The sequence below is a fragment of the Microcystis sp. M_QC_C_20170808_M9Col genome (assembly GCF_007095495.1).
Taxonomy (GTDB): Bacteria; Cyanobacteriota; Cyanobacteriia; order Cyanobacteriales; family Microcystaceae; genus Microcystis; species Microcystis aeruginosa.
Genome location: NZ_SFBZ01000058.1, coordinates 1 through 11,191, shown reverse-complemented (window position 1 = coordinate 11,191; position 11,191 = coordinate 1). Strand labels below are relative to the sequence as shown.

The window sequence follows — 11,191 nt, the reverse complement described above, 5'->3', positions numbered from 1 at the left end:
TACCTAATTTTCAGGGAAAAAGTGCCTAAATTTCCCCCCGATCACTCCCAGATCCAGTACTTTTTGATTGACAAAAGGTCTAAAAGTCTTACCCAACAAGGTTTTTAGATTTATTCAGCCAGCCCTAATTAGTGTTAGGGCTTCCTGAACAAATAATACAGGGCAATCAGGACATAGATTTCGCCATTTTTGCCGAGCAATGATAACTTTTATAGCTTTTTATCTATGGATAAAATAATTTAGATCAATTGAACTCTAGGTTAGATGTGGTATAGACTAAGATTAGTAATTTATACTCAGATAGTTATGAGACAATCCGATCGAGAAATAATAATTTTAGCGGCTGTGGCATCCCTCTTAGCGGTGGTGGCGGAAGTGGCAATCGCTTTTTAGATAAAAAAAACTGATTTATGAGGTTAAAGTCGGGCAAAATTGGCAATCAATGCCGAGGAAAGATATCGATAAAATGCTTGTAACGGTGGCAGCAATTGCGATCGCCTCGATGAGCGAAATTAAAGCATGAATATTAGTGTAACCGGTCAGGTAAAAAGAATCGAAATAGGCACGGGAACTTGGGCATTAATTGCTGATAACGGTCAAACCTACGAATTAATGGAACCGCCTGCCGAATTAACTCAAAAAAAGGCAAAAGTGACAGTTATGGGTGAAATTCGCTCAGATGTGATGACTCTGGCCATGATCGGACCGGTTTTACAAGTGATCTCCTTTCAATCCTTGCCATGAAGCCGCAAAATACTGCTTAAAAACGGGCAAAAACTACTTTTTAAGCCCGTAATCTCGAAAAATTCCCGTAATTGTCCTTCAGCTATCCCAGAAAGAAAAATTGTCAAGAAGACCCTAAAGGTTGATTTTTTCGAGAATAATCTCGAAATTTTGAATAATAATACTACAATAGACAGCAACTTTGTCTTAGGAACATCGGAATCACCTAAACCGATCTATCGGATTGGTTTAACTCGTAGTTACCTAAGTTGGCGTGAGGAGAGGACTGAATGAATTTGCGCGATAATGCTTTAACGATTCTGCAAGAAACGAGTCGAACTTTTTATATTCCCATAAGTCGTTTACCAGATCGTCTGCTCGAGGCAGTAGCCTCAGCTTATCTCTGTATGAGGGCGATCGATGAAGTAGAAGACCATCCCGACCTAGATAACTTCAGTAAATCCCAGATATTAAGACAAATTAGCCTGAACTTACAAGCAGGTACTGAAAATTCCACCAAAGAGGACTTTGCTTTTGGCTTAGTCCATCGGGAGATTTTGCCGGAAGTAACCCTGAGAATTGGCGAATGGGCCCTGTTAGCGCCAGATTCGATCGCCCCCCGGGTCTGGGATGCCACGGCGGCCATGGCCGATCGCATGGCCTACTGGGCTGGGAATAACTGGGATATTCGCACAGAAGTGCAATTAGATCAATATACCTTTAGTGTGGCCGGTGCCGTGGGTTTATTGCTGTCTGACCTCTGGAATTGGTACGACGGCACTCAAACTAATCGCAGTTATGCCATCGGTTTTGGTCGGGGTTTACAAGCGGTTAATATTGCCCGCAACCATGGCGAGGATCTGCGCCGGGGGGTAAGTTTTCTGCCCCAGGGTTGGACAATTAGTGATATTCATAATTATGCCCGTCGTAATCTGAAATTAGCCGATTATTACACTCAATCGCTGCCTAATGGGCCGGCCCTTGATTTTTGTAAGATTCCCCTCGCTTTAGCCCATGGCACTCTCGAAGTCCTAGCGTTAGGTAAGGAAAAACTCAGCCGCAGCGATGTCATCGCTTTGGTACAACAAATTACCCGATAGAAGAAATCACAATTAGGGTTGGCTGAATAAATCTAAAAACCTTGTTGGGTAAGACTTTTAGACTTTTTGTCAATCAAAAAGTACCGGACTGGGAGTGATCAGGGGGAAAATCCCTGGACTTTTTCCCTGAAAATTAGGTAGTTGACCACCTGAAAATCGGTAAAACCCTACACCCCACACCCCACACCCCACACCCTGCCCCCAAGAAAAACTTTTTGCCGCAAACCCCAATTAAAATTGCCCACGATCGCTCTTCCAAAGTCAGGAATCACAAGCGTGGGCAACAAACCGGTGGTGTTCAGTAACTTAGAACAAACCGAGAGTTAAAGATGTATCGATGGGGAAAGTGGCACCAATACCTAACCAAATCGTCACCACAGTACCAAATAGGAAGATAGCGGTAGCGACGGGACGACGGAAAGGATTTTGGAATTTATTGACGCTTTCAATAAAGGGAACTAACATCAAGCCTAGGGGAACGCCGGCCATGCAAGCGATACCTAAGAGTTTGTTAGGAAGAATACGGAGAATTTGGAAAACGGGATAAAGATACCACTCTGGCAGAATTTCTAGGGGAGTAGCGAAAGGATCGGCAGGTTCACCGATCATGGTGGGATCCATAATCGCTAAACCGGTGCAGAGTCCGATCGTACCAAAGATAACCACCGGGAAGACATAGAGCAGATCGTTAGGCCAAGCGGGTTCACCGTAGTAGTTGTGACCCATCCCTTTAGCCAACTTAGCGCGCAGAGCGGGATCGCTGAGATCGGGCTTTTTTAATGTGGACATGGATAATGTCTCCTAAAAATGATTTCGGATCGACAGAGATATTTTTCTGAATTATAGAGGCCCAGAAATGCCTTGTTTACGGATCATCAAGAAATGTAGCAACATGAAGACCGCGATCGACCAGGGTAGTACAAAAGTATGTAAGCTGTAGAAACGGGTTAAAGTTGCTTGACCGACGCTTTCGCTACCGCGCATCAGGGTGACGAGTTGATCACCGACGACGGGAATAGCAGCAGGTACACCGGAAACAATTTTAACGGCCCAGTAACCCACCTGATCCCAGGGTAAGGAGTAACCGGTGACACCGAAGGTAACGGTGATTACGGCCAAGACAACCCCAGTTACCCAGGTTAATTCGCGAGGTTTTTTGAAGCCACCGGTCAGATAGACGCGGAAAACGTGCAGGATCATCATTAAGACCATCATACTGGCAGACCAGCGATGGATAGAACGAATTAGCCAACCAAAGTTGACTTCGTTCATGATGTACTGTACGGAGGAGAGGGCCTCTGCTACAGTGGGTTTGTAGTAGAAGGTCATGGCGAAACCAGTGGCAAACTGGATCACGAAGCACACAAGGGTGATACCACCCAGACAGTAGAAGATATTAACGTGGGGGGGAACGTATTTGGTGCTGATATCATCAGCGATCCCTTGAATTTCTAAGCGTTCCTGAAACCATTGATAGGCTTTAGAATCCGTTACTTGTTTGGTAAACATCGCGTAACCAGTAAGAAAAATGAAAGATTTAAGGTGTGACCTTTAAAAAATGTAACACAGTTTTCAGGGCTAATTCTCGCTCTTGTCAGGTTTCTCCACCGGTGGGGATCAATTGGCGATCGCTAGACCCGAAAAACGTAACTTCCTAAAATTTCCCTTAAAATGTCTCCTAGACTACAAAAAATCGGGCCAATTGTCCGACACTGGGAATAGGTAAGGTTGACAGCTAGTTACTGATTTGCTCACATTGACCTACATACGCCACTATTTAGGCGAACGTTTGTGACCCTAAGAAAAGCCGTTGAGCTATGGGGATTACATCCCAATACATTAAGAGAATATGCCGATGAAGGGAAAATCAAAAGTATCAAAAACGAAGCAGGGCAACGATTGTACGATGTCCAGTCTTACGTCAATGGTGCAGCTAGAGCTTCCCTTGTTTGCTACTGCCGAGTCAGTTCAATCAAGCAACGAGATGACCTTGAGAGACAAGTCAGCTTTATGCGCGGATTCTATCCAGAGGCAGAAATCATCAAAGACATCGGTAGTGGGCTTAACTTCCAAAGAAAAGGACTTAGAGCCATACTGGACAGATTATTGTGGGGAAATAAACTCACAATTGTTATGTCCACACTGGACAGATTATGCCGATTTAGATTCGAGCTTATACAGTACATGGTCGAACAAAACGGTGGCAAAATCTTGGTTCTCGACCAAACTGTTCACAGTCCCGAATCAGAACTTACAGCAGACTTGTTATAAATACTTCACATCTTCTCTTGCCGAATGTCCGGACTCAGGAAGTACGCTCAAAAAATCAAAGAAAGTGCGGATTTATCCAACAACAGAACAGAAGAAACTGATGAAACACTGGTGGGGAGTATCTCGGTTTGTCTTCAACCAAACCATTAAATATCTACAGGAACCAGATAGAAAAGCTAATTGGAAGGCTATCAAGACCGGAATCATTAATGATTTACCAGAATGGGCTAAAGAAGTCCCCTACCAGATTAAATCAATAGCAGTCAAAGACGCTTGTGAAGCCGTTAAAAATGCTCAAAGAAAATATCAAAAAACTGGGGAAATCCAGAAAATAAAATTCCGTTCCCGTAAAGATAAACAGCAATCATGTTATATTCCTAAGTCAGCCATTTCAGAAAAAGGAATATATCACACAAAATTAGGGCAAATACGCTTCACCGAATCACTGCCCGACAATTTTGGGGATAGCCGATTAGTATCCAGAAATGGACAATACTATTTAGCTATTCCCCATGAGGTGCAACGATGCGAATCCGATAACCAAGGACGCATTGTCGCCCTAGACCCCGGTGTTAGAGATTTTCTGGCACTATTCTCGCCTAATAGTTTTGGCTCAATCGGGAGTCAGGATATAGGTAAAATCCAACGATTATGCTATCACCTTGATGATTTAATTTCTCGTTCTACCAAAGTTAATGCTAAAACCAGAAACCGTTATCGAAAAGCAGCTAATCGACTAAGAAATAAAATCAGGAATTTAGTAGATGAACTTCATCATCAAGTTGCTAGATTCCTAGTTGATAACTTTGATGTGATTCTTTTGCCTACTTTTGAAGTGTCAGAAATGGTTCTAAAAAATAGCAGGAAGATTCGCTCAAAATCTGTTAGACAGATGCTTAACTGGTCTCATTACCGATTTAAGCAATTTCTCAAGCATAAGGCTTTTGAGATGGGTAAATTAGTAATAGACTGCTGTGAAGCCTATACGTCGAAAACAGTTAGCTGGACTGGTGAATTAATACATAACTTAGGTGGAAAAAAAGTCATTAAATCCAAGATTGATGGCAAGACGATGGATAGAGATATTAATGGCGCACGAGGAATTTTTCTTCGTGCTTTGGGAGATACCCCCTCTTTAAGAGACTCTCTTAGAGTGCATTGTTAATGTATGTTAGCAAAAAAGTATCGGTATGGAATGAGGTCAGCGTGCTATTAAATACCTACGATCCCGAAGGCTTCTACGACGAACTATTCTTAGATGATGGTCAACCTCGTCCCCACGCGTCCCCTTTAATCAAATGGTTGCAGAATCTGCCGCCCCGAGAACTTCAACAACACCGGGAAACCGCTCAGTCGGCCCTGTTTGAATTGGGGGTGACTTTCAATGTCTATAGCGACAATCAAGGGGTGGAAAAAATCTTTCCTTTTGATATTATTCCCCGAATTGTCTCGGCTGAGGACTGGGATTATTTAGAAAGAGGCCTGAAACAACGCATCAAAGCTCTCAATCTTTTTCTCTCCGATATCTACAATGACCAGTTAATCATTAAAGATGGCATTATTCCCCCCGAATTAATCGCCTCGGCGACGGGATTTCTGAAACCCTGTGTGGGACTAAAACCCGCCGGAGGTATCTGGTGTCACATCACGGGAACCGATTTAGTCCGCGATAAAGATGGTCAATGGTACGTTTTAGAAGATAATTTGCGGGTTCCTTCTGGTATTTCCTATGTCCTCGAAAATCGTCGGGTAATGAAAAGCACCTTCCCCGATATTTTCCAGACAATGAATGTTAAACCGGTGGATGATTATCCTTCCCATCTGTTGGAAACTCTCCTCAATTTAGCCCCTCCCCAATTACCTAATCCCACCGTGGTGGTTTTAACCCCCGGAACCTATAATTCTGCCTACTTTGAACATTCTTTTATTGCCCAACAAATGGGGGTAGAATTAGTGGAAGGGCGTGATTTAGTCGTCTTTGATGGTTATCTACAAATGAAAACCACCAAGGGATTAAGACGGGTAGATGTGGTATATCGTCGCCTCGATGATGACTTTTTAGATCCGGCGGTTTTTCGTCCCGATTCGATGTTAGGTGTACCCGGATTATTAAAAGTTTTCCAGGAAGGTCGCGTCGCTTTAGCTAATGCCCCGGGTACGGGAGTCGCCGATGATAAGGTTATTTATGCTTTTGTCCCCGATATGATTCGTTATTATCTGGGAGAAGAAGCGATTTTAAATAACGTTCCTACCTATCTTTGTTGGCGAGAAAAGGACTTAGATTATGTCTTAAATAATCTCGATAAGTTAGTTGTGAAAGCCGCTAATGAGTCGGGAGGTTATGGGATGTTAGTCGGTTCTCAAGCTACCCCCGAACAAAGGGCAGAATTCGCCCCACGCATTGCCGCTAACCCTCGCAATTATATCGCTCAACCGGTGTTAAGTCTTTCTAGGGTTCCCACTTTAATTGACACGGAAGTTGAAGGTCGTCATGTGGATTTACGTCCCTATATTCTCCATCGTGGCGATGAAATTTATGTGCATCCCGGGGGGTTAACTCGCGTGGCTTTGAAAAAGGGTTCTTTAGTGGTTAATTCTTCTCAAGGTGGTGGCAGTAAGGACACTTGGGTTTTAACCAAGTAATCAAGACAATAATCAAAATTTTGGTGGGTTAGTAACCCACCCTAACCTTTTCACTTTTTCCCAGTTAATTATGCTTAGTAGAGTTGCTGATTCAATTTATTGGTTAAATCGCTATATTGAACGGGCAGAAAATGTCGCCAGGTTTATGGATGTTAACCTTAATTTAATGTTAGATGTACCTACCAGTGTTTTGCAACAGTGGGAACCTTTGGTTTTAACCACGGGAGATTTAGAACAATTCAAGAAACGTTACGGCACAGCCACCGCAGAAAATGTGATCAATTTCTTGACATTTGACACGGAATATAGTAGTTCAATTATCTCTTGTTTGCGCTGGGCGCGAGAAAATGCTCGGTCAGTTCGCGAGATTATTTCTTCGGAAATGTGGGAACAGGTTAATGGTTTTTTCTTAATGGTAAAAGATGCTTCCTCTTACCATCCTCAAACTACTTTACCTAACTTTTTTACCCAAGTTAAATTGGCTAGTCACCGTTTTGCGGGGGTGATGGATGCAACGATGACTCATAATGAAGGTTGGCATTTTGGCGTTATGGGAAGATTACAGGAACGCGCCGATAAAACCGCCAGAATTCTTGATGTTAAATACTATTATCTCTTGCCTTCCGCTCAATGGGTAGGAACTTCTCTAGACCAAATTCAATGGATTGCTTTACTGCGGTCGGTGAGTGCCTACGAAATGTATCGTAAATGTCAACGACGGATTACTCCTAGTGACGTGGCCGAATTTTTAATTCTTAATCGAGAATTTCCTCGTTCAATTCACTTTTGTCTGCGGGAATTAGACCACTGTTTGCATCAAGTTACCGGTACTCCTGTAGGAACTTGGGGCAATTCAGTAGAAAGAAGTTTAGGGCGACTTTGTGCCGAAATGAGTTATCTAACTATCGAGGATATTATTGAAATGGGATTGCATGAATTCCTCGACCATATTCAAAAAAGAGTTAATGATGTGGGAATAAAAATGACAGAAACTTTCTTTGTTTTTAATCCCGAACTTGCCTCACCTCTGCCAGTAAATAACTTTCAATATCAATCCCAATTAATAACTTAATGCGTTATCACATTCGGCATCAAACCAACTATTTCTATAATCAACCCGTGATTTTATCGCCTCATCTGCTGCGCTTGCGGCCAAAATCCGATGGTGGGCAAACTTTGCGAGAGTTCACACTCAAAATTAACCCGGAACCTTTAACAATAACTAATATTATCGACCTCGATGGCAATTCTTGTTTACAAATTTGGTTTAATCAACCGACAGAAGAATTATTGATTGATGTGGTGAGTGAAGTGGAAACCAATGGGGTTAATCCTTTTCAGTATTTGTTGGAACCTTGGGCGACCTGTTTACCCTTTGATTATCCCATTTCCCTCCACAGTCAATTACAACCCTACAGACAATTTTATGGGTTAGCTAATGACCCCGATGTGACAGCATTAGCCCAAGAAATTATGCAGGAAACTGAGGGACAGGTGCTATCTTTCCTGTTTAATCTTAATGACAAAATTTACCGCAATTGTCAGCAAATTATTCGTCTTACCGGGGAACCCTATCTACCCGGAAACACTTGGAAAAATAAGCAGGGTTCCTGTCGCGATTTTGTGGTTTTATTTATGGATGTGTGTCGCTGTGTGGGATTGGCTTCCCGTTTTGTCAGTGGCTATCAAGAAGGAGATTTAGACCAAGAAGAAAGACATTTACACGCTTGGGTAGAGGTGTATTTGCCGGGGGGCGGCTGGAAAGGCTATGATCCTACCCATGGATTAGCGGTGAGTGACCGTCATATTAGCCTCGTTTCTAGCCCAATTCCCCGTTATTGCGCGCCGGTAGAGGGAAATGCTCGACCGGTTAGTCTGGGTCATCAAGTGATAGAATCTCAGCTATCATCGACAATTTCCATCGATTTGTTATCTTGAGGATGATTCTTTATGGCTAAAGGATTTGGCACAGCAACAAAAGGACATTTAGGCTATGTTTTATTGTTTATGGGGCTAATAATAGTTTAGATGGGGAGGGAGAGGAGTTTATTGGGGTTACTAATCTGTTAGAAATGGCGCGAGTTTGGACTAAAAAAAATGCGGCGCGTGAGGCGATAATCAAATATGCAGATTTTTTGATTGAACAGTTAGAAGAAACTCCCCAAGTGAATATTCAGATTAGAAGTTTAAAGCGTTTAGCCAACGGCAAGTTGGTTACGGAAGTGTTAGAGGAGTTAACTTTTGAACAAAATTCGGCTTCTTCTAGATAGAGTTTGCGGCAAAAAGTTTTTCGTGGCGGCAGGGTGTCGGGTATCGAGCAGGACTCTATCGTTCATAGAGATCCTCCCTTCGCCAATCCCTTTTACCCGGTTGTGATGGGCGGTTTTCGAGACCGGTGATAAAGGCCTTTTCTCGCTCCCAAGCGCTCAAGTTCGGGGTAGGAGATTTGACGGAAATTATGTGTTGGTCAATCGCCTGTCGGATGATCTCGGCCTCGCTCAGTCCCGTCTGTCGGGCCTTCTCTTTCAGTAAATTATTCTGCTCGGCTTCGATATAAATTTGCTTGCGGATTTTGCTGACCATAGCCAGTTTAATTATATACATTACATTATACATTACTATAACCGTCATGAATCGTAATCGCCAGTTTTTCTATATATCTGAACTTCCCCACATACATATCTACTACAATAGCCGAAAACCCCTATCTATCAATGGATACACCCATTAACCTTTCTTAATCTACTCATGTTTATTGTAATATTTCTTAATAGACGGGGATGGAGTATATTTGCTAGAATGGCAGTCATATAGATAGAAAAAGTTCCTAACAGTCATTCTCCTCTGCAAGAAAAGGCCTTAGATTTATTAGGGGTTTCCTTGATTTGTACCCAGTAACGGGATAGGAGAAATTCTCTTAATCCCTCATTTAGATTTATTCAGCTGGCCTTAGATAGAAAGCCATTTAAGTAATTTTCTATGGAGAGTTAAATTATGTCGTCAATTGCCTACGAAACTGATTATAATCAATGGCTAAAAGAGACGGTAAAACAGTTACGAGGATGCTATAGCCCTAACTAGAACTGCGCTAAAGCGCAACTACAAACCTATCAGAAGCCTAATGTTTTCAAAATTATCGGTAAGGCTTTTTGACAGGCTTGGGCAAGTTTGCTGGCAGGTTCCAAAGCTTTAGCAATTGTTTCGAGAAAATTAACTGCTCGTTGGGCTTTCTTTTGCAGTCCGGCATCATCAGGATTTTGACTAGCTTGGGCAATCTTTTTCACTTGATTGGCGGCTTCGGCTTTTTCTTCTTCATCTAAATGGCTGTCAATTTCAATCGCCTGGGTTAGTTCTTGCAGTAAAGCTTTAAGTTGGGCATTTTCTGGGGAAGCATCGGCTGCAATTTGGTTAATGGTATTGGTTACATCGCCGATGATTTCGCCGAAATTGACGGCAGAATTATTAATATCGCGGATGGTAGTATTCCGGGAACTGTCGTTACTGTGGCTCATGGCTTTTGCTTCTACATGGATGGGACGGTTGGCGAGGGTTTTGGTAATTTCCATCATATCAACACTTTGTTGGCGATAGATGGCAATTTCTGTCTCTTTGGCGGTGAGTTGTGCCTTATATTGGGCTTCAATGGCTGCGAGTTGTAGTTGATAATTTTGGTTAAATTCTTGATGAATTTTCTCTTTATCAGTGTCGGACGGTACATGGACTTTTACCACTATCACGCCATCCCCTTTATTGGCAATGCTCTGTACCTGAAGCGGCGTATCTTCGTTCTGCACTTGTACTTCTTTTAAGGCAGCAATGAAAGCTTTCCAATCCACCCCATTGCGGAAAATGAGGTCAACGGTGTCGAACATTTCGGCAAATAATTTAGTAAATTCGCCCGGTTGAAATTCGCCACTGCTGGGGCGGCGCTCTTTTTGCCCATTAAGCAGATAAATATACTGACAATCCACCTCATCCAGTTGGGTGGTAGCATCAATATTCCAATTTTCCACGCAAGCACCCGTCAGAGTAGCATGGCGCAAATCCGTATTGACGGCGTTGACTTCGCTGAGGTTTGCCCCCGCAAGGTTGGCGTATTGCAAGCTGGCTTCACTGATATTCGCTAGGCGCAAGTTGGCAGCTTGCAGGTTTGCCCCCTCCAGGTATGCCCCCCGTAAATTGGCTTGGGCAAAGTCTTTTCCGCTTCCGGTGCGGGAATCAATCAGAAATTCTCTAATTTGGGGATTGGCTAATAAGGTATGGCCGGGGCGGGCTAATTCCAATTTAATTGCTTGTTTAAAAATTGTTTTATTCAAGATTGCCTGATTAAAATTGGTATAGTCATTTCAAATAAGTGTGAGACGAGGGAAAAATAAGGTAAAATCAAGAGAAACGAGCAACCCATACAGAAAAATGTCTTATAGCCTAGACTTGAGAAAAAAAGTAATCGATTA

The 11,191-nt window shown here is 42.7% G+C and carries 12 protein-coding genes and 2 pseudogenes; 10 read left to right on the top strand and 4 right to left on the bottom strand.

Going from position 1 to position 11,191, the window contains the following annotated elements; all coding sequences use genetic code 11:
• The first annotated feature begins 264 nt into the window (after positions 1–264).
• From EWV68_RS03930 to EWV68_RS03920, 3 genes are all read left to right on the top strand, one after another.
• Entirely contained in the window at positions 265–393 is a 129-nt protein-coding gene (locus EWV68_RS03930; protein ID WP_260324550.1) for a hypothetical protein, read from the top strand.
• A gap of 126 nt (positions 394–519) precedes the next feature.
• Entirely contained in the window at positions 520–744 is a 225-nt protein-coding gene (locus tag EWV68_RS03925) for a hypothetical protein (protein WP_079208836.1), read from the top strand.
• A gap of 269 nt (positions 745–1,013) precedes the next feature.
• Positions 1,014–1,823, top strand: coding sequence for a squalene/phytoene synthase family protein (locus tag EWV68_RS03920; protein WP_287168889.1), 810 nt, complete (start codon positions 1,014–1,016; stop codon positions 1,821–1,823).
• 306 nt (positions 1,824–2,129) lie between these two features.
• Here the strand turns inward: EWV68_RS03920 and petD are convergent, their stop codons facing one another.
• On the bottom strand, positions 2,130–2,612 hold the full coding sequence (gene petD / locus EWV68_RS03915; RefSeq protein WP_004267928.1) for a cytochrome b6-f complex subunit IV: 483 nt from the start codon (positions 2,610–2,612) through the stop codon (positions 2,130–2,132).
• A gap of 51 nt (positions 2,613–2,663) precedes the next feature.
• Positions 2,664–3,332 carry a cytochrome b6 gene (petB, locus tag EWV68_RS03910; RefSeq protein ID WP_002798126.1) on the bottom strand — a complete coding sequence of 223 codons (669 nt, stop codon included), beginning with the start codon at positions 3,330–3,332 and terminating at the stop codon, positions 2,664–2,666.
• Positions 3,333–3,614: 282 nt separating this feature from the next.
• Here petB and EWV68_RS21800 point away from each other — a divergent pair, with 282 nt between their 5' ends.
• The 6 genes from EWV68_RS21800 to EWV68_RS03885 all read left to right on the top strand — a co-directional run bounded on the left by EWV68_RS21800 (position 3,615) and on the right by EWV68_RS03885 (position 9,007).
• Positions 3,615–4,094 carry an IS607 family transposase gene (locus EWV68_RS21800; RefSeq protein WP_199308304.1) on the top strand — a complete coding sequence of 160 codons (480 nt, stop codon included), beginning with the start codon at positions 3,615–3,617 and terminating at the stop codon, positions 4,092–4,094.
• Positions 4,024–5,259 (top strand): RNA-guided endonuclease InsQ/TnpB family protein, encoded by a 1,236-nt coding sequence (locus EWV68_RS03905; RefSeq protein WP_216844454.1) that lies wholly within the window; start codon positions 4,024–4,026, stop codon positions 5,257–5,259. The genes EWV68_RS21800 and EWV68_RS03905 overlap by 71 nt, the downstream gene beginning before the upstream one ends.
• A 41-nt stretch (positions 5,260–5,300) precedes the next feature.
• On the top strand, positions 5,301–6,737 hold the full coding sequence (locus EWV68_RS03900) for a circularly permuted type 2 ATP-grasp protein (protein ID WP_061433367.1): 1,437 nt from the start codon (positions 5,301–5,303) through the stop codon (positions 6,735–6,737).
• Between the two features lie 70 nt (positions 6,738–6,807).
• Positions 6,808–7,809, top strand: coding sequence for an alpha-E domain-containing protein (locus tag EWV68_RS03895; RefSeq protein ID WP_061433344.1), 1,002 nt, complete (start codon positions 6,808–6,810; stop codon positions 7,807–7,809).
• The gene (locus EWV68_RS03890) at positions 7,809–8,675 is read left to right on the top strand and encodes a transglutaminase family protein (RefSeq protein ID WP_061433343.1); all 867 of its coding nucleotides are present in this window, start codon (positions 7,809–7,811) and stop codon (positions 8,673–8,675) included. The genes EWV68_RS03895 and EWV68_RS03890 overlap by 1 nt, the downstream gene beginning before the upstream one ends.
• Before the next feature lie 134 nt (positions 8,676–8,809).
• Entirely contained in the window at positions 8,810–9,007 is a 198-nt protein-coding gene (locus tag EWV68_RS03885) for a hypothetical protein (protein ID WP_239698227.1), read from the top strand.
• Between the two features lie 55 nt (positions 9,008–9,062).
• On the opposite strand, the gene EWV68_RS03880 is transcribed toward EWV68_RS03885, so the two are convergent.
• Positions 9,063–9,368 carry a ribbon-helix-helix domain-containing protein gene (locus tag EWV68_RS03880; protein ID WP_239698226.1) on the bottom strand — a complete coding sequence of 102 codons (306 nt, stop codon included), beginning with the start codon at positions 9,366–9,368 and terminating at the stop codon, positions 9,063–9,065.
• Between the two features lie 363 nt (positions 9,369–9,731).
• Between EWV68_RS03880 and EWV68_RS03875 the strand changes: the two are divergent.
• Positions 9,732–9,797 (top strand): annotated as a pseudogene (locus EWV68_RS03875) (DUF29 domain-containing protein); the annotation flags it as partial.
• 50 nt (positions 9,798–9,847) lie between these two features.
• Here EWV68_RS03875 and EWV68_RS03870 read toward each other — a convergent pair.
• Positions 9,848–11,074, bottom strand: a pseudogene (locus EWV68_RS03870) (pentapeptide repeat-containing protein); the annotation flags it as partial.
• Between the last annotated feature and the right edge of the window lie 117 nt (positions 11,075–11,191).

Bases quoted from the DNA above. Each gene is read 5' to 3' on its own strand.
- EWV68_RS03930 (WP_260324550.1), top strand. From the start codon at position 265: ATGTGGTATAGACTAAGATTAGTAATTTATACTCAGATAGTTATGAGA.
- EWV68_RS03925 (WP_079208836.1), top strand. From the start codon at position 520: ATGAATATTAGTGTAACCGGTCAGGTAAAAAGAATCGAAATAGGCACG.
- EWV68_RS03920 (WP_287168889.1), top strand. From the start codon at position 1,014: ATGAATTTGCGCGATAATGCTTTAACGATTCTGCAAGAAACGAGTCGA.
- petD (WP_004267928.1), bottom strand. From the start codon at position 2,612: ATGTCCACATTAAAAAAGCCCGATCTCAGCGATCCCGCTCTGCGCGCT.
- petB (WP_002798126.1), bottom strand. From the start codon at position 3,332: ATGTTTACCAAACAAGTAACGGATTCTAAAGCCTATCAATGGTTTCAG.
- EWV68_RS03895 (WP_061433344.1), top strand. From the start codon at position 6,808: ATGCTTAGTAGAGTTGCTGATTCAATTTATTGGTTAAATCGCTATATT.
- EWV68_RS03890 (WP_061433343.1), top strand. From the start codon at position 7,809: ATGCGTTATCACATTCGGCATCAAACCAACTATTTCTATAATCAACCC.
- EWV68_RS03885 (WP_239698227.1), top strand. From the start codon at position 8,810: ATGGCGCGAGTTTGGACTAAAAAAAATGCGGCGCGTGAGGCGATAATC.
- EWV68_RS03880 (WP_239698226.1), bottom strand. From the start codon at position 9,368: ATGACGGTTATAGTAATGTATAATGTAATGTATATAATTAAACTGGCT.